The sequence below is a fragment of the Pseudomonas sp. MONT-RG-20F-20-E-7-02 genome, assembly GCF_022662395.1.
Classification (GTDB): domain Bacteria; phylum Pseudomonadota; class Gammaproteobacteria; order Pseudomonadales; family Pseudomonadaceae; genus Aquipseudomonas.
Genome location: NZ_JAKNQN010000016.1, coordinates 17689 through 42954, shown reverse-complemented (window position 1 = coordinate 42954; position 25266 = coordinate 17689). Strand labels below are relative to the sequence as shown.

Sequence of the window (25266 nt, the reverse complement as noted above, 5' to 3'; positions counted from 1 at the left end):
GTCCGCTGGCACCGGGTTAATCTGGCACCTGAACATCAATGATCACCAATGTGCCATGGCTGCCGGCGAGTACGGCATGGGCGATACCGGCCTCCATCAGGTACATCTGGCCGGCTTCCACGCGGATTTCCTCATTGCCGATGCCCAGGCGCAGCAGGCCGCTGACGACCAGCAGCCCTTCGTTGTAGTCGTGGGTTTCTTCTTCGTACGCCTGCTCATCCATGCGCAACACCTTGATCCGCGCCGGGCCGACCTGGCCCAGGCGGGTGGATTTCCAGCTATCAGGGAGTTGCCGGGCGATGGCGGCGAAGTCGAGTAACGGCATGTGAATCTCCTTGTTTCAACGATGCCGTCGGTGGTCCGGTTCAGCAGTCAATAATTTCCAAATGATTACGCAGCGACCCCTTCATGCGGCTCAAAACTGTCCGCCCGCGCCATTTGCCACATGCGCGAATAGAACTCGCCGTTCACTTCACCCGTGAGCAATTCACCGGGCTTGAGGAACACATGCAATTGCGAGAACAGCTTGATTTCAGTCGCCGACATGCGTCGTACCAAGTGCTTGGCCGACAGTTGCGAAGGGTGATCCAGGCCGGCCGCCGCGAGCATTTCCGCCAGGGCCTTGAGGGTGTTGCGGTGGAAGTTGAACACGCGCTGGGCTTTGTCCGGCACCACCAGCGCGCGTTGGCGCAGCGGGTCTTGGGTGGCGACGCCGGTCGGGCATTTGTTGGTGTGGCAGCTTTGCGACTGGATGCAGCCGATGGCGAACATGAAGCCGCGCGCCGAGTTGGCCCAGTCGGCGCCGATGGCCAGCACGCTGGCGATATCGAACGCGCTGACGATCTTACCGCTGGCGCCCAGCTTGATCTTGTCGCGCAGGTTCAGGCCGACCAGGGTGTTGTGCACAAACAGCAAGCCTTCACGCAGCGGCACGCCGATGTGGTCGGTGAACTCCACCGGCGCGGCGCCGGTGCCGCCTTCCTTGCCGTCGACCACGATAAAGTCCGGGAGGATGCCGGTTTCGAGCATGGCCTTGGCGATGCCCATGAACTCCCACGGGTGGCCCAGGCAGAACTTGAAGCCCACCGGTTTGCCGCCGGACAGCTCACGCAGTTGGGCGATGAATTGCATCATTTCAATCGGCGTGGAAAACGCACGGTGACGCGACGGCGAGATGCAGTCTTCGCCCATCATGATGCCGCGGGTTTCGGCAATTTCCTTGGTGACCTTGTGCTTGGGCAGGATCCCGCCATGGCCGGGCTTGGCGCCCTGGCTCATCTTGATTTCGATCATGCGCACTTGCGGGTTTTGCGCCTGCACGGCGAAGCGCTCCGGGTCGAAACGGCCGTCGCTGGTGCGGCAGCCGAAGTAGCCGCTGCCGAGTTCCCAGGTCAGGTCGCCGCCGTTTTCACGGTGGTAAGGGCTGATGCTGCCTTCGCCGGTGTCGTGGGCAAAGTTGCCGAGCTTGGCGCCCTGGTTGAGCGCGCGAATCGCATTGGCGCTCAACGAGCCGAAGCTCATCGCCGAGATGTTGAACACCGACGCCGAATACGGTTGCGTGCACTGCGGGCCGCCGACCATCACACGGAAGGCGCTCGGGTCACTCAACGGCGCGGGGCGCATGGAATGGCCGATAAATTCGAAGCCCGACTGGTAAACATCGATCAAGGTGCCGAAGGGTTTGTCGGCGCTTTCGTTCTTGGCGCGCGAATACACCAGCGAACGCTGCGAGCGCGAGAAGGGCAGGGCGTCGCTGTCGGACTCCAGCAGGTATTGGCGGATTTCCGGGCGGATGGCTTCCACCAGGTAACGAATATTGCCCAGGATCGGGTAATTGCGGCGCACCGCGTGGGGGCTTTGCAGCAGGTCGAACAGGCCGATCAGGCTGAGGATGCCGGTGACCACGGTGATCGGCCACAGCCATTCATGTTCGATAAAGGGCAGGCTTGCGAAGGTGAAAATGACGCACACGGCAAAGAAGGCGTAACGGCTTAGTAACGACAGGCTCATACGGTTTTCCTTGGTTCGGACTCATCGGCTAGGCGTTTTGCGCCTGAAGAAAGATCGAGAACAGCTCCGACTGGGATTTGATCCCTAGCTTGCTGTACATGTGTTTCTTATGGACTTTCACGGTTTCAACAGAGATTTCCAGCTTACGAGCGATTTCCTTGCTGGAGCAACCGCTGAGCATCAAGCGGCCCACATCCAGCTCACGGGCCGTGAGTTGCGCGCCCCAGTCATCATTCTGGATCGGCGGCTGTGGCGCGCTGACCTGCTTGAGTTCATAGGGCAGGCGCTGGCGCAGCAGGCTCAGCACCCAGGGTTGGATCAGCGACAGCAGGGCGATCTGCTGCGGGTCAAAACGCTGTTTCGAGCCCAGGGACAGGCACAGCGTACGCCCATCCGCCAATTGGCAATTAAATTGGATTTCATCGGCCACCACGTTCAGGCGGAAGTAGCGCTGGTAGTACTCGGTGAGTTCAAAGTGCTCCGGCGCCACTTCGGCCAGGCGAAACAGGCCCGTGCGCGAGTGCTCGCGGCTGGCGATATAGAAGGGGTCGAGCAGGTACAGGCCGTTGAGGTAGTCCTGGAACAACTGGTCCGGCGTGCCGTCGGCACCTGGGCATTCGGCGAATACCAGGGGCCGGTGTTCACTGCTGAACAGCAACGCCACCCAACTGTCGAACGGCACGTAGGGGTCCAGCAAGCGCACAAGCTGGGTCCAGAAATTGGCCTGGTCGAGGGCGTCTATCATTTGCCCCACCGAACGGTGCCAGGCGATGTCATCCAGCGACATGGTCATTGATCTACCCCTATCGTGTTACCCCCGCCGCGTAATTCCCTGGCAGGTTGTGGCTGCGCATACTGCGGCACAGATAAAGAACAAGGAATACTCATGAAGGTCGAATTTGCCCAGTTGGCAGGCCGTGATAACGACACAGCTTACAACCTTGAGCGCGCCCTGGCGGCAATTGCTGCGTGCGCCGCCGACACACAACTGATCGTTTTTCCTGAGACCCACTTGATGGGCTTCCCGTCGGCCGAGACCGTTGCCGCCATTGCCGAGCCGGTGGATGGCCCCACGGTACAGGCCGTTATCGACGCCGCCCGCGCGCGCCATATCGCCGTGGTGATCGGCATGGCCGAGCACGACGCTGGCCAATTCTATAACACCACCTTGCTGATCACCCCCGAGGGCATCGCCCTGCGTTATCGCAAGACCCACTTGTGGGCCTCGGACCGCGGCGTGTTCACGCCGGGTGATCGCTACGCCACGTGCCTGTGGAACGGCGTGCGCGTCGGCCTGTTGATCTGCTACGACATCGAGTTCCCGGAAACCGCCCGCGCCAACGCGCAGCTGGGCGCCGAACTGCTGATCGTCACCAACGGCAACATGGACCCGTACGGCCCCACGCACCGCACCGCGATCATGGCCCGCGCCCAGGAAAACCAGGCATTTGCGCTGATGGTCAACCGCGTGGAAGAGGGCGATGGCGGTTTGTTGTTTGCTGGTGGCAGCGCCCTGGTCGACCCGATTGGCACGCTGCTGTTCGAGGCCGGGCGCGAAGAGGGGCAATTTACCGTCGAGCTGGATCTCGACCAATTGGTGGCGGCTCGCAAGGACTACCGCTACCTGGACGACCAGCGCTTGAAATTGCCGGGTGAGGTGATTGAGCGCACGGATGGGACGCGCGAACTGCTGATCCCTAAACCCTGAGGATTGATCGTTCCCACGCTCTGCGTGGGAATGCCTCCTGTGACGCTCCGCGTCACGGTGTTAAGAGCGGACGCGGAGCGTCCCGAGCTGCATACCCACGCGGAGCGTGGGAACGATCGAATAAGAAAAATGACATCCGCTTCACCGACTTCAGTTCTGCCATAAATCTAATAAATCAGCGGAGAATCGCTCATGGCTCGTTTGCAACGCACCCTGTCGTTAGGGTCAGTGGTGCTGTTTGGCATCGCCTATATGACGCCGATCATTGTGCTCGGCACCTTCGGCATCCTCGCGCAATCCACCGCCGGCATGGTCCCGGCCGCGTACCTGGCCGCCCTGGTGGCGATGTTCTTCACCGCCATGAGTTACGGGCGCATGGCGTCGGCCTTCCCGGTGGCCGGGTCCGCCTACAGCTACGTGCGCAAGGCCATCAGCCCCAAGCTGGGCTTTATCGCCGGCTGGGCGGTGTTGCTCGATTACCTGTTCCTGCCCATGGCCATCTGGCTGATCGGCGCGGCGTACCTGCACTCGGCATTCCCGGCGGTGCCGCAGTGGGTCTGGGTATTGGCGTTTATCGGGATTACCACGGCGATCAATATCATCGGCCTGAAACTGGCCAACGGTATTAACGCGCTGCTGATGCTGGTGCAGTTTCTGGTGCTGATCGCGTTTGTCGCGCTGTGTATCCATTACATCGGCGGCGATGCGAGCAAACCGCTGTGGACGATCACGCCATTCTTCAACGGCCAGATGCAAATGCCGCTGATCATGAGCGGGGCGGCGATTGCCTGCTATTCGTTCCTGGGCTTTGACGCGGTCAGTACGCTGACGGAAGAAACCCGCGACCCACGCCGCACCATTCCTCGGGCGATCATGCTGATCACCTTGATCGGCGGGCTGATCTTCGTCGGCGTGTCGTATTTTGTGCAGATTGCCCATCCGTCCTTCGAGTTTGCCGATGTGGATTCGGCGGCTTATGAAATCGCGCGCAATATCGGCGGTGACCTGTTTGTGTCGATCTTCCTGATCGGCTTGATCGTCGGCCAGTTCGCCTCGGGGTTGTCGGCCCAGGCCAGTGGTTCGCGCCTGTTGTTCGCGATGGGGCGTGACGGTGTGTTGCCCAAGTCGTTCTTTGGCACCTTGCATGCGCGCTTCGGCACGCCGGTCAACAGCATCCTGTTGTGTGCAGTCGTGGCGCTGCTGGCGTTGAAACTGGACGTGACCACCTCCACCTCGTTCATCAACTTCGGCGCCTTCCTGGCGTTCAGCCTGGTCAACCTGTCGGTGATCTTTCACTACTGGATTGGCGCGAAACAACGCGGCGTGCGGGAGTTGATTCTGTTCCTGCTGTTCCCGGCCATTGGGTTGCTGGCGGATGTGTGGCTGATGGTCAGCCTCGATCATCTGGCGATTTACCTGGGGGTGGTGTGGTTGGCAATCGGCCTGGTTTACCTGGGGTTCCTCACGCGCGGCTTCTCGCAACAGCCGCCGGAAATGGACTTTCAGGAAGCCGCATAGGGTTTCATGTTTCACCTCAAAGGCCGCTCGCGTTTCTGGAGCGGCTTTTTTTTGCGTTGATATCGCAGTGCCATCACTTCTTCCGAAAACCAACTAAACTACTCTGTAATCGCCAGGAGGCATTGCCCCAGACCGTAAGGAACGCACATCGACGATCCGAGGTGTCCCATGGGAGAGTCAGTTGCCTTCACCGATGCCGACCGTCCAGTGGTGCTGTTGATCGATGCGCACCCGGATGTATTGCACAGCCTCACGCAATTGCTGAGCCTGGAACCCTTCGAACTGCACAGCGCCACCTGTGCTGCTGATGCTCTGGCCATTCTCGCCAATCGACCCATCGACCTGGTGATGAGCGCCGCGCGCCTGCCGGACATGGACGGCGCGTCCTTGCTGGCGCATATCCATCAACATTACCCGCACACGGTGCGCATCCTGCTGACCGGCGAGACCGACCTGACGTTGATCATCAAAGCGATCAACGAGGGCCAGATCTACCGCTACCTGAGCAAACCCTGGAACGATGAAGAATTGCTCCTGGCCCTGCGCCAGTCCCTGGCGCATCAACACTCGGAGCGTGAACGTGGGCGCCTGGAGCAACTGATCCAGCAGCAGAACGATGAGCTCAAGCAACTCAACGCCACCCTGGAAAAACGCGTGGCCTCGCGCACCAGCGAACTGCAGCAAACCGCCGACATGCTTGACCTGGCCTACGAAGAGCTCAAGCACAGCTACGCCACCGGGACTGAAGTGTTCTCGTTGCTGGCCAACCTGCGCCTGCCGCGCGCCAAGCAGACCAACCGGCAGATCATCGAGCTGGTGCGCACCTGGTGCGTGGCCCACGGCGTAGACGAGGCGAGCAACCGCGACCTGACCATGGCGGCCGCGCTCTATAACATCGGCAAGCTGAGCTGGAGCGACAGCATGATGGCCTCGCCCTCGGACCTGTTGCACAGCAGCGACCGTGAACGCTATCGCGCCTATGCCACACAAAGTGAATCGCTGCTGATGACCCTGGAGCCGATGAAAGACGCCGCGCGCCTGATCCGCCATCACCAGGAACGCTGGGACGGCAGCGGTTTTCCCGACCACCTCAAGGGCGAGGCGATTCCTGCCGGTTCACGCTTGCTGAAACTCGCCGTGGACTTTATCGAGCTGCAAAAAGGCCTGATCCTGGAACGGCAGATGAACAGCGACGAAGCGCTGCTGTACATCCGCAAATACGCCGGAAGACTGTATGACCCGGTGATGGTCGAAGATTTTGTGCTGGTGTGTGCCACCTACCTTAATGACGTGACGCTGGGCGACCCGAACGTCAAAGTGCTCGGCACCCGCGAGCTGGAAGAAGGCATGGTGCTGGCGCGCAACCTCAATGCCGACAACGGCATGTTGCTGCTCAATGCGGGCAAGGTCTTGAACCTGCCATTGGTGGATAAGTTGATTGCGTTCGAAACCATGGAGGGCGCCCGGTACAGCGTGTTCATCAAGCAAGACGTGGTCATCTGTGGTTGAGCAGCGCTTAAAAGGTGGGATTGCAGCATGCCTGAAAGTCATGTGATCCTTGCGGCCTTTGCAGCCAAGGAAGACCTCCCATGCCATCCACCCTGCGCATTGCCGCCGCCCTCCTGATCGGCAGCGACGGCAAAACCCTATTGGTGCGCAAGCGCGGCACCCAGGCCTTCATGCAGCCGGGCGGCAAGATCGACGCGGGCGAGCAACCCGCCGAGGCTCTGGCCCGCGAGCTGTATGAAGAGCTGAACTTACACATCGACCCGAGCACCGCGATTTATCTGGGCCACTTCTCGGCGCCTGCCGCGAACGAGCCGGGCTTTACCGTGGAAGCCGAACTGTTCCAGGTGAATATCGACGTGGCGGTCAGCCCGGCCGCTGAAATCGAAGAGGTGCGTTGGATCGACCCCGCCGGCGATGGCGGCTTGCACTTGGCGCCGTTGACGCGCGATGTGATCCTGCCGTTTTATCGCGCATCGCTCTCTGTATGCTGATTCGCACGCTGGGCGCCGGCGACGCCGAAAGCTATCGGGCGTTAATGCTTGAAGCCTACGGCGCCTATCCCCAAGCGTTCACCTCCAGTGTGGCCGAGCGCGCGCTGATGCCGTTGAGCTGGTGGCAAAAGCGCCTGGACAACCCGCTGGATAGCCTGCTCGGCGCTTTCGAAGGGGACGTATTGGCGGGCATTGTCGGCCTGGCATTCGAACCGCGTGAGAAGGCGCGGCATAAGGTGACGTTGTTCGGCATGTACGTTAACGAGGCTTACCAGCGCAACGGCCTGGGCCGCCAGTTGGTGGAGGCGGCACTCGCCGAAGCGCGCAAGCATCCGCGCCTTCAAGTGATCCAGCTGACCGTAACCGCCGGCAACGACGCCGCGTTTGCGTTGTACCAGCGCTGCGGCTTTATCCAGTACGGCCTGGAGCCGCTGGCGGTGCGGGTGGGCGAGGATTATTTCGACAAGATCCACATGTGGCGTGAACTCAAGACCGACTGAAATCCCAACCGGGAACTCAATCCCCTGTGGGAGCTGGCTTGCCTGCGATAGCATCACCTCGCTGCTGCAGCCCGACCGCGGCGTCTGCATCGCAGGCAAGCCATCCCATCTGTTTGATCGGTTTCGGCTAGCGCACAACGCTGACCCCGTCCAACGTGGAAAACGACGTGTCCTTGGCCGTCAGCAAAAAGTCGCGCATGTACGGTGCATCCAGCATGTCCGCTCGAATCCCCGCATACAACGTCGCAAACAGGCCTTTCTCGCCCAAGCGCTTGGCCTTCACGTAACCGCGCGAGCTGTATTCATGCAGCGCCCAATGCGGCATGCCACACACGCCACGGCCGCTGGCCACCAATTGCATCATCATCACCGTGAGTTCCGAGGTGCGCACCTGGGCGGGTTCCACATCGGCCGGTTCCAGGAAGCGCGTGAAGATATCCAGGCGGTCGCGCTCCACCGGGTAGGTAATCAGGGTTTCCGTCAGCAGGTCTTCGGGCACGATGTACGACTTGTTCGCCAGCGCGTGCTGGTTGGCCACGGCCAGCATGGCTTCGTAAGTGAACAGCGGCACATAGGTGATGCCCGGCAGCTCCAGCGGGTCGGAGGTTACCACCAGGTCCAAATCGCCGCGCGCCAGCGCCGGCAATGGCGCAAAGGCAAACCCTGAGGCCAGGTCCAGCTCGACTTCCGGCCACGCATCGCGGAACTGGTCGATGGTCGGCATCAGCCACTGGAAGCAGCTGTGGCATTCGATCGCCATGTGCAAACGTCCGGCGGTGCCACCGGCCAAACGCGCAATATCACGCTCGGCGCCGCGCAGCAGCGGCAGGGTGGCGTCGGCCAATTGCAGCAGGCGCAGGCCGGCGCTGGTGAAACGCAGCGGTTTGGTCTTGCGCACGAACAGCGGCATGCCCAGGCGCTCTTCCAGTTCCTTGAACTGGTGGGACAGCGCCGACTGCGTCAGGTGCAGGCGCTCGGCGGCATCGACCAGGCTGTCGGCTTCGCGCAGGGCGTGCAGGGTTTTGAGGTGACGGATTTCGAGCACGGGCTCTCCATGAAGACAATTTGAGAAGAAGCTGAATGGCGTGAGTTTGTCTCATGTTGCGAAGCCTGTCGATAACGCGTCGATCGTGACCGCTGGGCACTCTTCATCAAACTGTCACGCAACTGTGGCAGCGCGCTTGAACAAACTTCATCAGACTCGCGCTCTACTGGGGTTCTGCGTTTCGGTGTTTTTCATGCGCGTGTTGCTTTTACTGGCCGCTCTATTGTTCGGCCTGCCGTCTTTTGCGGCTTCTCGATGTGATGTCAATGTCCCGACCCAAACGGTCGACCTGGCTCAGGTAAGCATCGCCTACCAGAGTATCGGCCGTGCGTCCGACCCTGCGTTGCTGCTGGTGATGGGCCTGGGCGGGCAGTTGATCCACTGGCCGGATGAAGTGGTGGTGGCGTTGTGCGAACAGGGTTTTCGGGTGATTCGCTACGACAACCGTGACGTCGGCCTGTCCACCTGGCGCCAGGCGCCGGCCAGTGCCAACCTGACCTTTGAAGTGCTGCGCTACAAGCTCGGCCTGCCGGTGGCGGCACCCTATACGCTGACCGACATGGCCGACGACGCACTGGGGTTGATGGACGCGTTGCAGGTCCAGCAATTCCACGTGTTGGGCGCGAGCATGGGCGGCATGATCGCCCAGCACCTGGCGGCCATGGCGCCGCAACGGGTCGAGAGCCTGACCCTGGTGATGACCAGCTCCGGCGCCGAAGGCCTGCCGGCGCCCAACGCAGCGTTGGTGCAGTTGCTGTCGCGGCGCAGCGCGCCGAATCGTGAAGTGGCGCTGGAGCAGCAGGCGGATTTGCTCGCAGCCTTGGGCAGCCCGTATGTGAAGGATGACCGCCAAGCCTTGCTGCACCAGGCGGCGCTGTCCTACGACCGCGCCTTCAACCCCGAGGGCGTGAAGCGCCAGATCATGGCGATCCTCGCCGAGCCGAGCCGCGTGCCTTTGCTCAACCAATTGCGGGTGCCGACGCTGGTGGTGCATGGCACGGCCGACCCGTTGTTGCCGGTGATGCATGGTGTGCATCTGGCGGCGCATATCCAGGGCAGCCAGTTGAAGCTGATTCCTGGCATGGCCCACCGTTTTCAGGAAGCGTTCAAGGCGCCGCTGCTGACGGCTGTGCTGCCGTACCTCAAAGCCCATCGCGAAGACGCCGCACATTGGGCGCAGATTGACTTGGGTGAGCCTTCGAAGGTGTTGTGAAGTTGGTGTATCGTGCAACCTTTACGGCGCATTAATAATGCCAGCGAGGTTGCCTGTCATGAGTACTCCCCTGAAAATCGATTTCGTCAGCGACGTGTCTTGCCCCTGGTGCATTATCGGCCTGCGTGGGCTGACCGAAGCCTTGGACCAGCTGGGCGCCGAGGTGCAGGCCGAGATCCATTTCCAGCCGTTCGAGCTGAACCCGAACATGCCCGCCGAAGGGCAAAACATCGTCGAACACATCACTGAAAAATACGGCTCCACCGCTGAGCAATCCCAGGCTAACCGTGAGCGCATCCGCGACATGGGCGCGGCGCTGGGCTTTGCTTTTCGCACGGACGGCCAGAGCCGCATCTACAACACCTTTGATGCGCATCGCTTGCTGCATTGGGCGGGGTTGGAAGGGCTGCAGTACAACCTCAAGGAAGCGTTGTTCAAGGCTTACTTCACCGATGGGCAGGATCCTTCCGATCATGCGACCCTGGCGATTATTGCTGAAAGCGTGGGGCTGGATATCAAGCGTGCGGCTGAAATTCTGGCGTCTGATGAATACGCCGCCGAGGTGCGTGAGCAGGAACAGTTGTGGATTTCTCGCGGGGTGACGTCCGTACCGACCATCGTCTTTAATGACCAATACGCGGTCAGCGGTGGGCAGCCGGCTGAAGCCTTCGTCGGGGCGATTCGGCAGATCATCAGCGAAGCAAAAGGCTAAGCGCAGGCTCACTTTTCTGTGGGAGCTGGCTTGCCTGCGATGGCATCAACCCGGTGTACCTGATACACCGAGGTGCCTGCATCGCAGGCAAGCCAGCTCCCACAGTTGCTACTCAGTCAAACTTGTAGCTGATCGCCGTCTGCACCTGCCCCTGATTCACATCACCCTTTTCCTTAACAATGGTGCTGTTGGCCGCCGAGCCCACCAGATGCGTCCAACTGGCGCTGGTCAGCAACGACCAATGCGTATCCAGCGGGAATTCGAAACTCTGGGTCAACGTCAGGTTCTGGAAGCCCGCGCTGGCGTTATAGGCGCGAATACCCGAAGCCGCAGATTCCTTGTCATCGACTCCAAAAAAGGTCTGGGTCTGGCGGGCATCGGCAAAGTGCGCCATCAGCCCGGTGCTGCCAATGATGCCGCCGCCGAGCGGGTAGCCCAGCTCGCCGCCGAGTTTGCCCAGCACACCACTTTGATCACGCCCGCCGCCCACGGCCTGGCCGACCTGCGCGTACACCCGCCAGAACTCGGCCGGGGCGTATTGGATAAAGCCGCCGACTTCGGCCATGTCCGACACATCGCGCAGGCCGCGCAGTGAGCCATTCGCCGTGCGCCCCGACAGGTAATTGATGTACGGGCCGGCGGTAATGCCGTGGGTGTTCAGTGCGCTCCAGGTCAGGCCGTCGTCGGTGCCCAGGCTGACACTGCCCCAGTCCAGGTCGAAGTAGGGAATCGGCCGGGTTTCGTAGCGGCTGCCGGTCGGGTCGTGGGGCTGATAGCTGACGCCCGCGCCGACTTCACCGCTAATGCCGTCAGCCCATGCCGAGCTGGAAAAGCTCCACAGCCCAAGCAAACCAGCGAATACAGCAGAAGTAACCTTGAACATGCAGCGTTTCCTTATCTGAACGTGCGCGCATTCACGCGCGAAGCGTGTCCCTGGTGCAAGCACTCATCTTGTTTGTAGCAAGCTACAAAAATTGTAGCTGCTGCGACACAAATCACCCTGCAAATCGACCAAGGCCCCAGCCCTGCTGGGTTTTAACCAGTTGGCACAGTCCCTGCTATACCCCTGAAGCAAGCGCATTTAGCGCGCTCCTCTTCAAGCCCTCCAACTCAAGGACAGGCAATGATCCAGTGGCATATCGTGTGCGACTTCGACGGGACCATCACCCCCACCGACGTCATCGACAACGTCCTCCAACGCTTCGCAGGCGAAGAGTGGGAAACCATCGAACAGGAATGGCTGGATGGGCATATCGGTTCACGCGAATGCCTGAGCCGCCAACTGGCGCTGATCAAGGCGACCCCGGCTGAGCTGCTGGCGTACTTCGACAGCGTTGAGATCGACCCGGACTTCCCGGATTTCGTCGACCACGTCATGGGCCTGGGCGCAACCATCGAAGTGGTCAGCGACGGCATTGAGCAAGGCATCGCGCGCATCCTGTCGCGCAACTACGTGACCTTGCTGCCGATCCTCGCCAACCGCCTGCGCCAGGTCGACCAGAACAGCTGGCGCATCGACTTCCCGTATTCCAGCGACGCCTGCCGTGCCGCTTCCGGCAACTGCAAGTGCAAATCCACCCCGCGCAACAAGCGCGTGCTGGTGATCGGCGACGGCAAGTCCGACATGTGCGTGGCCTCCACCGCCGACTTCGTCTTCGCCAAAGGCAGCCTGGCTGACTACTGCGAAACCAACAAGATCCCCCACGCGCGCTTCGACACGTTTGCCGAAGTGACCGCATTGCTGGCCAAGCTGCCGCAAGGCATTGCCGCCAACGCCACCACCTTTACTGCTGCTGACAATCAGGAACTCTTCCACCATGTCTGATATCCGTATCGCCACCCCCGAAGACCAGATCCTTCTGGATAAAGAAGCCAAATACTGCTCCTACGGCGACACCGTTCACTACATCGAGCCACCGCGTATTTTCAGCCGTTGCGAAGGCTCCTACGTGTGGGACACCGAAGACCAGGCCTACCTCGACCTGCAAATGTGGTACTCGGCCGTTAACTTCGGCTACGCCAACCCGCGCCTGAACAACGCGCTGAAACAGCAGATCGACACCCTGCCGCAAATCGCCAGCCAGTACCTGCACAAAGGCAAGATCGAGCTGTCGGAAATGATCGCGGTCGACGCCAAGAAGAAATTCGGCCTCGACGGTCGCGTGCACTTCAACGTCGGCGGTTCGCAGTCCATCGAAGACTCCCTGAAAGTGGTGCGTAACGCCACCAACGGCAAGAGCCTGATGTTCGCCTTCGAAGGCGGCTACCACGGCCGTACCCTCGGCGCTTCGTCGATTACGTCGAGCTACCGCTACCGTCGCCGCTACGGCCACTTCGGCGAGCGTGCGCAGTTCATCCCGTTCCCGTATCACTTCCGTGGCCCTAAAGGCATGACCAAGGAAGAGTACGGCAGCCACTGCGTGCAGCAATTCGCCCGTCTGTTCGAGACCGAATACAACGGCGTGTGGGACCCGAAAGTCGGCCAGAGTGAATACGCCGCGTTCTACGTCGAGCCGATCCAGGGCACCGGCGGCTACGTGATCCCGCCGATGAACTTCTACCGCGAACTCAAGCACGTGCTGGACCAGCACGGCATCCTGATGGTCTCGGACGAGATCCAGATGGGCTTCTACCGCACCGGCAAACTGTGGTCGATCGAGCACTTCGACGTGCAGCCGGACGTGATCGTCTTCGGCAAGGCACTGACCAACGGCCTGAACCCACTGGGCGGCATCTGGGCCCGTGAAGAGTTGATCAACCCGAAGATCTTCCCACCAGGTTCGACCCACTCCACCTTCGCCTCCAACCCACTGGGTACGGCGGTAGGCCTGGAAATGTTCAAGATGACCAGCGAAGTCGACTACGGCGCGATGGTCATGGCCAAGGGCAAATACTTCCTCGAAGGCCTGCAAGACCTGCAGAAACGTTTCCCGATCATCGGCGACGTCGACGGCCTGGGCCTGGCCCTGCGCTGCGAAATCTGCGGCCCGGATGGTTTCACGCCAGACAAGGCGACCCTGGACTACATGGTCGAAGAAGGCATGAAGGGCGACATGGTGGTGGATGGCCAGAAACTCGGCTTGATCCTCGACGTGGGCGGCTACTACAAAAACGTGATCACCCTGGCACCGTCGCTGGAAATCAGCTACCCGGAAATCGACCTGGGCCTGAAGCTGCTCGAGCAACTGCTGGTGCGGGCGACTAAGCGGTGAACAGCTTCGGGATCGACCTCGGTGAAGGTGATGCCGGCTTCGTTCTCGGTGAAGGTCCGGTCGGGATCCTGTTGATCCACGGCCTGACCGGCACCCCGACGGAATTGCGCCAGGTCGCCAAAGGCCTGGCCAAAGCGGGTAACTGCACCGTGTATGTGCCGACCCTGGCCGGGCATTGCGGCGACAACAGCGACCTGCAGGCCACCGGCTGGCTGGACTGGTACGAAGGCGTGCGCAAGACCTTCGTACAGGTCAAGCAACGCCACGAGCAGGTGTTTGTCGGGGGCTTGTCCATGGGCGCGGTGATGTCCATGTACGTCGCCGCCGAACACCCGGGGCAAGTGGCCGGGCTGCTGATGTATTCCACCACCTTGAAGTACGACGGCTGGAGCATTAACAAGCTGGCGTTCCTGACGCCGTTGCTGATGAAGATTCCGTTCGGCGTGCACATCTGCCGCTTCGAAGAGAAGCCGCCTTACGGCATCAAGAACGAGCGCCTGCGGGCTATCGTCGAGCGCCAGATGAAGGAAGGGGAGAGCAGCGAGGCCGGTTTGCTGACCATGGAGGGCATCACGGTGCGCGAGTTGCACCGCATGAACGCCGTGGTCAAGAAACGCATGCCCGAGGTCAAGGCGCCGGCGTTGGTGTTGCACTCTATCGAGGATGACATCACCAGCCGTTGGAACGCCGACTACGTGGAGCGCCACTTGGGCGGCCCCGTGACCAAGATCCTGCTGGACAACTGCTACCACATGATCACCGTCGACCTGCAATACCGCCGGGTGATCGAGTTGAGCGCGGAGTTTGTCGAGCAACATGCCGAGGCTATCCAGGCACCCGTAGACTATCGACAGCGGGCTTAAGCCTAAGGACGCGACGTGATCACCGCCCAAGCCTTTTCAACCATCCGGGCCATCCCGCGCAGTGCCTGGAACGACTGTTTTCCCGGAGCCCTGGAGGATTGGGATTTTTACGTTGCCGTGGAAAACGCCGCTATCGATGATTTCAAGTGGCGCTACCTGGCTGTCTACGACGATGAAACGCTGGTGGCCGTGGCCGCCGCGTTCATCACCTATTATCGTCTCGACACCACGGTGTCGGGCGCCGGCAAGCGCTTTACCGAGCGCCTGGAGCGACTGTGGCCGGGTGTTTTACGCTTGCAGCTGTATGCCATCGGCTCGCCAATCGCCGAGCGCTGCGACGCGGGAGTCGCCAGCAGCGTGCCTGAAGAGCAGCGCCCGCTGTTGCTCAAGCATTTAATTAACGCCGCCCGCCAGGACGCGACGACCTTCGGCATCGGCCTGGTGGCGGTCAAGGATGTGCCGACCAAAGACCCGCACTGGGCGGCCAGCTGCCGTGCAGCCGGCTTCCAGAGCATGCCGAGCTTGCCCAGCGGTTTGCTGGCCTTGCCTTACGGTTCGGTAGACGCCTACCTGGGCTCGTTGTGCAAATCGACCCGCAAAGACCTGCGGCGCAAACTGCGCGCGCCGGGCCCGCGGGTGGAATGGCGGCACAACATTGATGACGTGCTGGCAGACGTGATGCGCTTGTACGAAGCCACGCTCAGTCGCGCCGACTTGCAGTTTGAACGCCTGCCGGCGAGTTACTTCACTGGCATCCTCGAACGGCTTGAAGAGCGTGCGGTCTGTGTGCTGTATTGGGTGGACGAGCGGTTGGTGGCGTTCAACCTGGTGCTGTTGGACCAGCACCGTATGATCGACAAGTTTTTCGGGCACGACATGGCGTTCAGCCGCGAGTACAGCTTGTACTTCCGCTATTGGCTGACCAATGTCGACTATTGTATTGAGCACAATATTCCCGTGTACGAGTGCGGTCAGGACGGTTACGCCAGTAAGCTGCGCCTGGGTTGCGAGTTCCGGGGCAACAGCATGTTTTTCCGTCACCGTAATCGGCTGGTCAATGGCCTGCTCAAACTCGTGAAAATGTACCTCAGACCGGATCGTTCCGACCCTGCCATGGCTGCTGCGATAAGCGAAACCTGATGATCACCAAGACCCGCCAGAAAGCCCGCCCCTTTGCCATTTCGCGTTGGAGCGTCCAGCGCAAGCTGGTGCTGGCGTTTTGGCTGGTCAGCGTTATTCCCACCATGATCGCCGCCGAGCTGGCGGCAACTACGTTGTCGCAGATTTTCGACAGTAACGTGCGCATCTGGCTGCAAGAGTCGACCAAGATCGTCAAGGACGAGATTGGCGATATCCTTCATGACAACGCGCGCATGGCCAAGCTGTTCCTGCGCTACACCAGCCCGCCGTCGAACAAGCAAGCCGCCAAGCATGACCGGCTCACCGCCGACATCGCCGACGCCACCGACATCGACGTGGTCGCGCTAATTCGTGTCAGTGACCACAAAGTGATGTTCAGCACGGCGGCCGACGATGTCGTCAAGCAGATCGACCTGACCAGCAATGCGGTACTGCAGACCGTGCAGGTGGCTGGCGTGAGTACGGGCCTGGTGGTCTCGACGTTCGAAACCAACCAGGAGGGGGTTGATTACCTGCTGTTGGTGGCCACTTACCTGGACAGCAGTTTCCTCACCAGCGTGGCCGATGTGCACTCCCTCGACCTGCGCCTGTACCTGGCCAACCCGTCGGGCTTCAACGAGATATTCTCGACCCAGCGCTTCGAGAATCACCCGTCGCGCATCCCCAAGGATGTCGAGACGGCCATGCGCAGCACCAAGCAGCCGAGTGAGCAGTTCACCAACAACTACAGCGGCTTGTATTGGCCGATCTTCAATGACGCCGGCGACCTGCAAGGCGTGATCTTCAGCGGCCTGCTGCGCCATACCAGCCTGGTCGGGCTGGTGAACCAGAGCAACCTGTTCGTGCTGATTTTCCTGCTCAGCTCAGCGTTGTCGCTGGGCGCCGGCGTACTGGTGTCACGGCGCCTGACCAAGCCGCTGCGGGACTTGTCCCAAGGCGTGAATGCGGTGATCTCCGGCAATTACGAACACCGTGTGTTGGTCACCGGCGGCGATGAGCTGGCGCAACTGAGCAGCACCTTCAACCACATGACCGAGCGCCTGGGCGAGTTGCATCACCTTGAGGCGCAGTTGCGGCGTCGCGATCGGCTGCACGCCCTGGGCGAAGTAGCCATGGGCCTGGCCCATGAGATCCGCAACCCGTTGGGCATCATCAAGACGGCCACGCAGCTGCTGCATCGCCGTGTCGACCTGCCGGACACCGACAAGCGCCACCTGGAATACGTGATCAGCGAGGTCAGCCGCATCAACGACCTGATCACCGAGTTCCTCGATTTTGCCAAACCCAACCCGCCGCTGCGGGTGTTGCAGGCGGCGCGGCCGCTGGTGGAAGAAATCCTCGGATTCTGCAGCCCGGAGCTGTCGACGCATAACATCGATGCGCAAATCGACGACCGGGCGCCGGGCGCGACGATCTATGCCGATGCCAAACAGCTCAAGCAGGCGTGCCTCAACCTGATCCTCAACGCCATTGATGCGATGCCCGAAGGTGGCCGCCTGACCCTGGGCATTCGCAGCGTCGACGGCAACACGGTGATCAGCATCGCCGACACCGGCCAGGGCATTCCGGCGGATATGATCGAGCGGATCTTCACGCCGTTCGTCACCACCAAGGCCTCCGGCACGGGCCTGGGCCTGGCCAAAGTCTATTCGATCATGGAAAGTCACGACGGCAGCATCGAATGTGCCAGTGAGAAAGATGCCGGCGCCACCTTCAGCCTGTACATTCCGGCCCAAGGTGAAGACGACGGCGACGATGAGGAAGGTCATGACGCATAACGTATTGGTAGTCGACGACGAGCCCAAGCTCTGCGACTTGCTGTCGTCGGCATTGAGCCAGAACGGCATCCAGGTATTCACCGCCAGCAACGGCCTGCACGCGCTCAAGGTGCTGGAACAGGAAGACATCGACCTGGTCATCAGCGACTGGCGCATGCCGGGCATGGATGGCCCGGCGTTGCTGGCGGAGATCAAGGTGCGGTTCCCGGAATTGCCGGTGATCGTGATGACCGCCTACAGCACGGTGAAAAATGCCGTGCAGTCGATGCGCAATGGCGCCTATGACTATATCGCCAAGCCGTTCGACATCGACGAACTCGACATCACCGTGGCCAAGGCCCTGCAGTTTCGCGACATCATGCGCGACAACGCGCGGCTGCGTGCCGAGCTGGACCACCATGCGCAGTTCGACAGCCTGGTCGGCGACAGCCCGGCGTTTCGCCAGGTGTTGCACGCGATTGACTCAGTGCGTGACAGCAACGCGACCATTCTGCTGACCGGCGAAAGCGGTACCGGCAAGGAAATGGTCGCCCGCGCTATCCACAAGCACGGCAGCCGTGCCGACAAGCCCTTCGTGGCGGTCAATTGCGCGGCCATCCCGGAAGGCTTGCTGGAAAGCGAGATGTTCGGCCACCGCAAAGGCGCGTTCACCGGCGCCGTGGCGGATCGGGTCGGGCGCTTTATGCAGGCCGACAAAGGCACGCTGTTCCTCGATGAAGTGGGTGATATGCCGCTGGCGTTGCAGGCCAAGATTCTGCGCGCATTGCAGGAGCGGGTGATCGAGCCGGTGGGCGACCCCCGCGAGCGCAAGGTGGACGTGCGGGTCATCGCCGCCACCAACAAGAACCTGCTGGACGCGGTGGCCAATAAAGAGTTTCGCGAAGACCTGTATTACCGTCTGAATGTGTTCCCGATCCCGTTGCCAGCACTACGCGAACGTGCCGAAGACATCGTGCCCCTGGCCCGACACTTCGCCCAGACCCTGAGCGCCACCGCCGGCAAACGCATCACCGGTTTCAGCCCCGAGGCGTTGCAGGCCATGGCTGCCTACAACTGGCCGGGCAATATCCGTGAGCTGCAGAACTGTGTGGAGCGCGCGACCATCGTTGCGGCCAAACCGGTGATCGAAGACATCGACCTGCCGGCGTACCTGTTTGCGTCCCGGCCGGCCGAAGAGGGCGTTACGGCGCTGCTGGGTGACAACCCAAGCGTGCCGGCGGACCTGGACGCGGCGCTGGCGGAAGTCGAGAAAACCTACATTCTGGCGGCGTTGAACGAGAGCAACGGCGTGCAGGCTGCAGCGGCGGCGAAGATCGGGATTTCCGAGAGGAGCTTTTGGTATCGGTTGAAGAAGCTGGGGATTCAAGTCGACAAGATCGTGCGCTGATCTATCAGGCTCACTGCTGAACCAAATGTGGGAGCTGGCTTGCCTGCGATAGCGGTCTGTCTGTGCCAAATGAGTTGGCTGATACACCGCTATCGCAGGCAAGCCAGCTCCCACATTTTTTATCCTGGTGGGTCAGCTATGCAGGCGAACCCACACGCTGACTAATACCGTCGCGGCCATCAACCACGCCACCGCCGCCACGGCGAGCGATGCCTCCAGGCGCATGCGGTCGACCATCACATACAACGTCGCCAAGTACACAAAATACGGAATGATCGACCACATCCCGAACAGGATCGTGGTCTTCAAATCGTCCACCGAACGGCCCTTGCCGACGATGTAGTGGGCAATCAGCGCAAAGGTCGGAAACAGCGGCACCAAGCCTGCGATGTAATAGTTTTTGGTCTTGGCCAGGGCCGCCAGGATCAACACCACTGCCGCACCAATGGCGGCCTTCAAGAACAGATCCATCAGTGGCTCAACCCGTATTTTTTGACCTTGTCGAACAGCGTGGTTTTGGCCATTCCCAGTTCCTGGCTGGCCTGGGTCAGGTTGCCGCCGCTGCGTTGCAGTGCGTCGTTGAGCAGGTTGCGCTCGAAGGCTTCCACCGCTTCGGTAAAGGCCAGGCCATGGTTGACGTTGCCGCTGCCGCTTTTCTTGAAGGCGGGCAGGCCCAAGGCAAAGCGTTCGGCGACGTTGCGCAGTTCACGCACGTTGCCGGGCCAGTCGTGGCTCATCAGGGTCGACACGGTCTGGTTGTCCAGCTCCGGCGCGGTGCGGTCGAAGCGTAGCGATGACTGCAGCAGGAAATGTTCGAACAACTGCAGGATGTCCTCGCGCCGTTCGCGCAGGGGCGGCAGTTCCAGGGTGACCACGTTGAGGCGGTAGTAAAGGTCGCTGCGAAATTGGCTGGCGCGGCTCAATTCGTCGAGGTCGGACTTGGTGGCGGCAATCACCCGGCAATCCACCGCCACGCTCTGGTTCGAACCCAGGCGTTCCAGGGTGCGCTCCTGCAGCACCCGCAGCAATTTGATCTGCAGGTTGATCGGCATGCTTTCCACTTCATCGAGGAACAGCGTGCCTTCGTGGGCGTGCTCGATCTTGCCGATACGGCGCTTGCCGGCGCCGGTAAAGGCGTTGGCTTCGTGGCCGAAGATCTCGCTTTCAAACAGGTTTTCCGGCAGGCCGCCGCAGTTCAAGGCGACGAACTGATGGGAATGGCGACGGCTGAAATCATGCAGGCAACGCGCGACCAGTTCCTTGCCGGTGCCGGTCTCGCCTTCGATCAGCACGTTGGCCGAGGTGTCGGCCACATTGGCGATCAATTCGCGCAGGTTCTGCATGGCCGGCGAGCGCCCGATGATGCGGCCTTCCAGGGAGTCGCGCTCGGCCAACTGGCGGCGCAGCGACCAGACTTCCCGCGCCAGCCCGCGTTGCTCCAGGGCGCGACGCGCGACGTCGACCAGGCGCTCGGGGGAAAAGGGTTTTTCCATGAAGTCGTAGGCGCCATTGCGCATGGCACCCACGGCCATCGAGATATCGCCATGCCCGGTAATCAGCACCACCGGCAGGCTTTTATCCAGCGCCTTGAGACGGGTCAACAGCTCCAGGCCATCGATGCCCGGCAGGCGAATATCGCTGATGACGATGCCGGCGAAGTTCGCGCCGATGCGCTTGAGGGCTTCCTCGGCGCTGGCCACGCCCACGCTGTGAATGTCTTCCAGCGCCAGGGCTTGCTGGCAACCGAGCAGCACATGGGGGTCGTCTTCGACGATCAGGACGGTCAGGGCGTCCGTTGCGGCTGTAGTGTCTGTATTCATGTCGACTCAGCTTTTTGAGTGCCCACCAACGGCAGGCACAAGACAAAGGCCGTACCACCACTGGCCGGGTGTTCCACGGCGAGGTTGCCGCCGGTGGCCGCGGCGAGGCTGGCGGACAGGGTCAGGCCCAGGCCCAGGCCCTGTTCGCCGGGTTTGGTGGTGAAGAACGGTTCGAATAGGTGTTTACGGGTTTCGGGGTCGATGCCGTGGCCGTTATCGCGCACGTGCAGGCGGTATTTGCCTTCGCTGCTGTGGCCGTCCAGCCACAGTTCGGGTGCCGGCTGTGCTTGCATGGCGTCGAGGGCGTTGCCGATCAGGTTGACCAGAATCTGCTCCAGGCGTGTCTGGTCGATCTGCAACTGAGCATTGGCGAAATTGCGGTGCACGGTCAACGGCAGCCCGTCGAGGCGCGCGCCCAGCACCTGGAACGCCGCGTCCACGGCTTTGCCGAGGTTGGCTTCGCCCTGGTCATCACCGCGCCGGGCAAAGGAGCGCAGGCTGGCGGTGATGCGGCCCATGCGGTCGATCAGTTCGTTGATGGTCTTGAGGTTGGCGCTGGCGGTGTCGAGGGCGCCACGCTCAAGAAACCGCACGGTGTTGCCCGACAGTGTGCGCAATGCTGCCAGCGGCTGGTTCAACTCATGCGCGATGCTGGTGGACATCTGGCCGATGGCGGCGAGCTTGCCGGCCTGCACCAGTTCATCCTGGGCGTGGCGCAAGGTCTCTTCGGCCTGGCGCCGTTCGCGAATCTGGCCCTTGAGCCGTTCATTGCTGGCGCGCAGGTCGGCGGTGCGTTCGGCAATCCGACGCTCCAGCTGGCTGTTGGCTTCCTGCAGGGCTTCGCGCGCGGCGAGGCGGGTGGCGATGACCTTGCGCCGCTCGTTCCAGGCGATCAGCAAAAACGCGACCAGGCCAAACGCGACGGCCACCAGAATGCCTTGGTTGATCGCCGCGCGGCGCAGGTCGTTGAGTGGGGTGAGCAGGGTGAAATTCCACGGTGTGTCGTTGAGCGGGCGGGTTTGGGCGAGGTAGCTGACTTCGTGCTCGTCGTTGACCACTTCACTGTTGGCCGGGAAGGTCAGTTTTTCAGTGCCTTCGTTCAGGCGCTCGCGGGCCAGGGGCTCCAGCTCGTTCAGCGTTGCCCAGTAATATTGCAGGCTGTGGGCCAGGCGTTCCTTGGTGTCATCGCTCAGCGGGCGCACAGCTTTAAGGCGGCGGGCCGGGTCGCTGGAGAGGATGATGATGCCGTTTTCGTCGCTCACAAACGCTTCGAGGCGTGCACGCTGCCAGCGTTCTTCAAGGGCTTCGAGGCGCACTTTGACTACCGCGACGCCAATGATTTTGCCGTGCTCTTCCAGGCCATGGGCCAGGTAGTAGCCGGGTTCGCCGTTGGTGCTGCCGATACCGTAGAAACGCCCGGGCTGGCCACGTACGGCATTCTGGAAATAGGCGCGGAAAGACAGGTCTTCACCCTGGTAACTGTCGGCATCGCGCCAGTTACTGGTGGCCAGCACGCGGCCGGTGGTGTCCATCACGTAGATGGCCCGACTGCGACTGCGTCGGTTCAGGCCTTCAAGGTAATCATTGACCGTCTGCCGGGTTTCCTGGTTGGGGTCGGCCAGCAGCGTGGACACGCTGGACTCCAGTTCCAGCAGGCTGGGCAGGTAGGTGTATTTGCTCAGCTCGCTTTCGACAGTGCGCGCATGCAGCTCCAACTGGCGTTCGCCGTTGTCGCTGAGGGTGCGGATGCCATAGTACTCACTGACCCAGAAGCCGATATAACCCAAGCCGATCATCAGGGCGATGATCAACGGCGGCAGGAACAGTTGGCGAATCAGGCGTGGTTTCACGGCAAGTGATGGCGGTGCGGCGCGAAATTGGTTGGGGTCGCATTTCATCACAGATGCCTTGGGTCAACCAGAGCTTGCCGGCCCTGGCATGGACCTGTTTGTGTGGGGCCTGGCTTTTGTGGGAGCCGGGCTTGCCCGCGATGCAGACGCCTCGGTATCACAGGGGCACCGAGGTGATGCCATCGCAGGCAAGCCAGCTCCCACACAAGCCAGCTCCCACATGAGCCAGTGCCTGCGTTAGCCGGGTTCTCGCAGGGAGAACACTGCTGTTTTTAGTGCTGCAGGATTTTCTCAAGGAAGTGCTGCGCGCGTTCGGAGCGGGCGCTGATGTCGCCGAAGAACTCCTCTTTCGGGCAGTCTTCGATGATCTTGCCGGCGTCCATGAAGATCACGCGGTCGGCCACTTTGCGCGCAAAGCCCATTTCGTGGGTCACGCACATCATGGTCATGCCTTCGTGGGCCAGTTGCACCATCACGTCGAGCACTTCGTTGACCATTTCCGGGTCGAGGGCGGAGGTCGGTTCGTCGAACAGCATGACGATCGGGTCCATGGCCAGGGCGCGGGCAATCGCCACACGTTGTTGCTGGCCACCGGACAGCTGGCCCGGATGCTTGTGGGCGTGCGCCGACAGGCCTACGCGTTCAAGCAGCTGCAGGCCTTTTTTGGTGGCTTCTTCCTTGCTGCGGCCGAGCACCTTGATCTGCGCGATGGTCAGGTTTTCGGTGATGGTCAGGTGCGGGAACAGTTCGAAATGCTGGAACACCATGCCCACGCGCGAACGCAGTTTCGGCAGGTTGGTCTTCGGGTCGGCGATGGAGGTGCCGTCGACCACGATGTCGCCTTTCTGGAACGGTTCCAGTGCGTTGACGCACTTGATCAGGGTGGATTTACCCGAGCCGGACGGCCCGCACACCACGATCACTTCGCCTTTTTTAACCTCGGTGCTGCAATCGGTCAGCACCTGGAAGTCGCCATACCACTTGTTGATGTTCTTGATAGAGATCATACGGCAAACCTTTTTTGCAGACGCTTGACCAGCAGCGAGGCGGAAAAGCTGATGATGAAGTAGACGACACCGGCGAAGATCAGGAACTCATTGGAGCGGCCAATGATGTCGCCGTTGGAGCGGGCGGAGTTGAGGAAGTCCACCAGGCCCACGGTGTAGACCAGCGAGGTGTCCTGGAACAGGATGATCGACTGTTGCAGCAGCAACGGGGTCATCTTGCGGAACGCCTGGGGCAGGATGATCAGACGCATGGTCTGGCCATAGGTCATGCCCATCGCTTGGGCGGCCCCCATCTGGCCCTTGGGAATCGACTGCACGCCGGCCCGCACGATTTCACAGAAGTACGCGGCTTCGAACATCATGAAGGCCACGACGCAGGAGGTGAACGCACCGATCGGCGTGTCTTCACCGGTGATCCAGCGCAGCACGAACGGCACCGCCAGGTAGAACCAGGTGATCACCAGCAGCAGTGGGATCGAGCGGAAGTAGTTCACATAGGCGCCGGCCAGGCGCGACAGCAGTTTGTTGGACGACAGGCGCATCAGCGCCAGGACCGTACCCAACGCGATGCCGCCGATCACGCCCATGACCATCAACTGCAAGGTCATGACCATGCCGTTCCACAGGCCAGGGATGGCGGGGATGATGCCGCTGAAATCGAAGTCCATTATTTACCCCCCACGGAGATCAGGCCGGGCACCGCGACTTTCTTCTCAACCAGGCGCATCAGCAACATCAGGCTCATGTTCAGGGTGAAGTAGATCAGCGTGGCCAGGGTGAAGGCTTCAAACAGGTTGGCCGAGAACTCGGCGGTCTGTTTGGTTTGCGCCAGCAATTCCATCAGGCCGATCAAGGACGCCACGGAGGAGTTCTTGAACACGTTGAGGAATTCCGAGGTGAGCGGCGGAATGATGATGCGGTAGGCCTGGGGCAGCAGCACGTTCCAGTAGATCTGCGGCAGCTTGAAGCCCATGGCACGCGCGGCGGCTTCCTGGCCACGCGGCAGCGCCTGGATGCCGGTGCGCACTTGCTCACACACACGGGCGGCGGTAAACAGGCCCAGGCACACGACAACGCTCAGGTAAGCCGAGGTGGTCGGGTTGAGGTCCTGTTTGTACCAGTCCTGCAGGTTTTGCGGCAGCAGGTCGGGTATCAGGAAATACCATATGAACAGCTGAACCAGCAGCGGCACGTTACGAAACAGTTCCACGTAGCAGGTCGCGATGCCCGATACGATGCGGTTTGGCACGGTACGCATGACCCCCAGAATGGAGCCAAGCAACAAGGCGATAATCCATGCCACGACAGCGATGGCGATGGTCCAGCCCAAACCGGCGATGTACCAGTCGAGATAAGTCTCGCTGCCAACGCCGGTGGACTTGAAGAACACGCCCCAGTCCCAGTTGTAATTCATTAGGGTCTCCCCTCGAGATCGATCGATGTACAAGCACCCGCTTGGGGAAGATCCTTTCCCGCCTGACGTTGAACGCCAGGCACACGCGA

Annotated in this window: 24 protein-coding genes; 13 read left to right on the top strand and 11 right to left on the bottom strand. The window is 61.1% G+C overall.

Annotation, left to right across the window (positions count from 1 at the left end):
- Positions 1-16 precede the first annotated feature (16 nt).
- The 3 genes from L8I05_RS28285 to L8I05_RS28275 all read right to left on the bottom strand — a co-directional run bounded on the left by L8I05_RS28285 (position 17) and on the right by L8I05_RS28275 (position 2803).
- On the bottom strand, positions 17-325 hold the full coding sequence (locus L8I05_RS28285; protein ID WP_242176251.1) for a cupin domain-containing protein: 309 nt from the start codon (positions 323-325) through the stop codon (positions 17-19).
- 65 nt (positions 326-390) lie between these two features.
- Positions 391-2010: an FMN-binding glutamate synthase family protein gene (locus L8I05_RS28280; protein WP_242176249.1), complete on the bottom strand. Its 1620-nt coding sequence runs from the start codon at positions 2008-2010 to the stop codon at positions 391-393.
- 28 nt (positions 2011-2038) lie between these two features.
- On the bottom strand, positions 2039-2803 hold the full coding sequence (locus L8I05_RS28275; RefSeq protein ID WP_197624703.1) for a LuxR C-terminal-related transcriptional regulator: 765 nt from the start codon (positions 2801-2803) through the stop codon (positions 2039-2041).
- A 93-nt stretch (positions 2804-2896) separates the two neighbouring features.
- On the opposite strand from L8I05_RS28275, the gene L8I05_RS28270 reads away from it, so the two are divergent.
- The 5 genes from L8I05_RS28270 (at position 2897) to L8I05_RS28250 (ending at position 7736) form a co-directional block, all read left to right on the top strand.
- Complete coding sequence (locus L8I05_RS28270; RefSeq protein WP_197624700.1) at positions 2897-3718, top strand: carbon-nitrogen hydrolase family protein; 822 nt, start codon at positions 2897-2899, stop codon at positions 3716-3718.
- Positions 3719-3910: 192 nt separating this feature from the next.
- Positions 3911-5236 (top strand): APC family permease, encoded by a 1326-nt coding sequence (locus tag L8I05_RS28265; protein WP_159954468.1) that lies wholly within the window; start codon positions 3911-3913, stop codon positions 5234-5236.
- Between the two features lie 168 nt (positions 5237-5404).
- Positions 5405-6745 carry an HD domain-containing phosphohydrolase gene (locus tag L8I05_RS28260; protein WP_242176239.1) on the top strand — a complete coding sequence of 447 codons (1341 nt, stop codon included), beginning with the start codon at positions 5405-5407 and terminating at the stop codon, positions 6743-6745.
- Between the two features lie 80 nt (positions 6746-6825).
- Positions 6826-7236 (top strand): NUDIX domain-containing protein, encoded by a 411-nt coding sequence (locus L8I05_RS28255; RefSeq protein ID WP_242176225.1) that lies wholly within the window; start codon positions 6826-6828, stop codon positions 7234-7236.
- Positions 7230-7736 (top strand): GNAT family N-acetyltransferase, encoded by a 507-nt coding sequence (locus L8I05_RS28250; RefSeq protein WP_242176206.1) that lies wholly within the window; start codon positions 7230-7232, stop codon positions 7734-7736. Before L8I05_RS28255 ends, L8I05_RS28250 begins: the two co-directional genes overlap by 7 nt.
- A 127-nt stretch (positions 7737-7863) precedes the next feature.
- Here L8I05_RS28250 and metR read toward each other — a convergent pair whose 3' ends face one another.
- On the bottom strand, positions 7864-8781 hold the full coding sequence (metR, locus tag L8I05_RS28245; protein ID WP_122773596.1) for a transcriptional regulator MetR: 918 nt from the start codon (positions 8779-8781) through the stop codon (positions 7864-7866).
- A gap of 193 nt (positions 8782-8974) precedes the next feature.
- Between metR and L8I05_RS28240 the strand changes: the two genes are divergently transcribed.
- Entirely contained in the window at positions 8975-9994 is a 1020-nt protein-coding gene (locus L8I05_RS28240; protein ID WP_242176197.1) for an alpha/beta hydrolase, read from the top strand.
- Positions 9995-10052: 58 nt separating this feature from the next.
- Positions 10053-10706, top strand: coding sequence for a DsbA family oxidoreductase (locus L8I05_RS28235; protein ID WP_242176190.1), 654 nt, complete (start codon positions 10053-10055; stop codon positions 10704-10706).
- 112 nt (positions 10707-10818) lie between these two features.
- Here L8I05_RS28235 and L8I05_RS28230 read toward each other — a convergent pair whose 3' ends face one another.
- Positions 10819-11589, bottom strand: a complete 771-nt coding sequence (locus L8I05_RS28230; RefSeq protein WP_197624682.1) for a MipA/OmpV family protein — start codon at positions 11587-11589, stop codon at positions 10819-10821.
- A gap of 240 nt (positions 11590-11829) precedes the next feature.
- Between L8I05_RS28230 and L8I05_RS28225 the strand changes: the two genes are divergently transcribed.
- The 6 genes from L8I05_RS28225 to L8I05_RS28200 are packed head-to-tail and all read left to right on the top strand — an operon-like array spanning position 11830 to position 19086.
- Positions 11830-12531 carry an MtnX-like HAD-IB family phosphatase gene (locus L8I05_RS28225; protein ID WP_159954476.1) on the top strand — a complete coding sequence of 234 codons (702 nt, stop codon included), beginning with the start codon at positions 11830-11832 and terminating at the stop codon, positions 12529-12531.
- A complete protein-coding gene (locus tag L8I05_RS28220) occupies positions 12524-13918 on the top strand; it encodes an aminotransferase class III-fold pyridoxal phosphate-dependent enzyme (RefSeq protein ID WP_159954477.1) in 1395 nt (464 codons plus the stop codon). The genes L8I05_RS28225 and L8I05_RS28220 overlap by 8 nt, the downstream gene beginning before the upstream one ends.
- Positions 13915-14781, top strand: a complete 867-nt coding sequence (locus tag L8I05_RS28215) for an alpha/beta fold hydrolase (protein ID WP_159954478.1) — start codon at positions 13915-13917, stop codon at positions 14779-14781. The genes L8I05_RS28220 and L8I05_RS28215 overlap by 4 nt, the downstream gene beginning before the upstream one ends.
- A 15-nt stretch (positions 14782-14796) precedes the next feature.
- The gene (locus L8I05_RS28210) at positions 14797-15921 is read left to right on the top strand and encodes a GNAT family N-acetyltransferase (protein WP_242176188.1); all 1125 of its coding nucleotides are present in this window, start codon (positions 14797-14799) and stop codon (positions 15919-15921) included.
- The gene (locus L8I05_RS28205) at positions 15921-17699 is read left to right on the top strand and encodes a HAMP domain-containing sensor histidine kinase (protein WP_242176186.1); all 1779 of its coding nucleotides are present in this window, start codon (positions 15921-15923) and stop codon (positions 17697-17699) included. The genes L8I05_RS28210 and L8I05_RS28205 overlap by 1 nt, the downstream gene beginning before the upstream one ends.
- Entirely contained in the window at positions 17689-19086 is a 1398-nt protein-coding gene (locus tag L8I05_RS28200; RefSeq protein WP_242176177.1) for a sigma-54 dependent transcriptional regulator, read from the top strand. The genes L8I05_RS28205 and L8I05_RS28200 overlap by 11 nt, the downstream gene beginning before the upstream one ends.
- A gap of 132 nt (positions 19087-19218) precedes the next feature.
- Here L8I05_RS28200 and L8I05_RS28195 read toward each other — a convergent pair whose 3' ends face one another.
- The 6 genes from L8I05_RS28195 to L8I05_RS28170 all read right to left on the bottom strand — a co-directional run bounded on the left by L8I05_RS28195 (position 19219) and on the right by L8I05_RS28170 (position 25177).
- The gene (locus L8I05_RS28195) at positions 19219-19557 is read right to left on the bottom strand and encodes a GlpM family protein (RefSeq protein ID WP_159954482.1); all 339 of its coding nucleotides are present in this window, start codon (positions 19555-19557) and stop codon (positions 19219-19221) included.
- On the bottom strand, positions 19557-20906 hold the full coding sequence (locus L8I05_RS28190) for a sigma-54 dependent transcriptional regulator (RefSeq protein ID WP_277931955.1): 1350 nt from the start codon (positions 20904-20906) through the stop codon (positions 19557-19559). The genes L8I05_RS28195 and L8I05_RS28190 overlap by 1 nt, the downstream gene beginning before the upstream one ends.
- Positions 20903-22804 (bottom strand): sensor histidine kinase, encoded by a 1902-nt coding sequence (locus L8I05_RS28185; protein WP_242176174.1) that lies wholly within the window; start codon positions 22802-22804, stop codon positions 20903-20905. Before L8I05_RS28185 ends, L8I05_RS28190 begins: the two co-directional genes overlap by 4 nt.
- A 224-nt stretch (positions 22805-23028) precedes the next feature.
- Positions 23029-23763, bottom strand: a complete 735-nt coding sequence (locus L8I05_RS28180) for an amino acid ABC transporter ATP-binding protein (protein ID WP_007916729.1) — start codon at positions 23761-23763, stop codon at positions 23029-23031.
- Positions 23760-24431, bottom strand: coding sequence for an ABC transporter permease subunit (locus L8I05_RS28175; protein WP_053254637.1), 672 nt, complete (start codon positions 24429-24431; stop codon positions 23760-23762). Before L8I05_RS28175 ends, L8I05_RS28180 begins: the two co-directional genes overlap by 4 nt.
- Positions 24431-25177, bottom strand: a complete 747-nt coding sequence (locus L8I05_RS28170; RefSeq protein WP_159954486.1) for an amino acid ABC transporter permease — start codon at positions 25175-25177, stop codon at positions 24431-24433. Before L8I05_RS28170 ends, L8I05_RS28175 begins: the two co-directional genes overlap by 1 nt.
- Between the last annotated feature and the right edge of the window lie 89 nt (positions 25178-25266).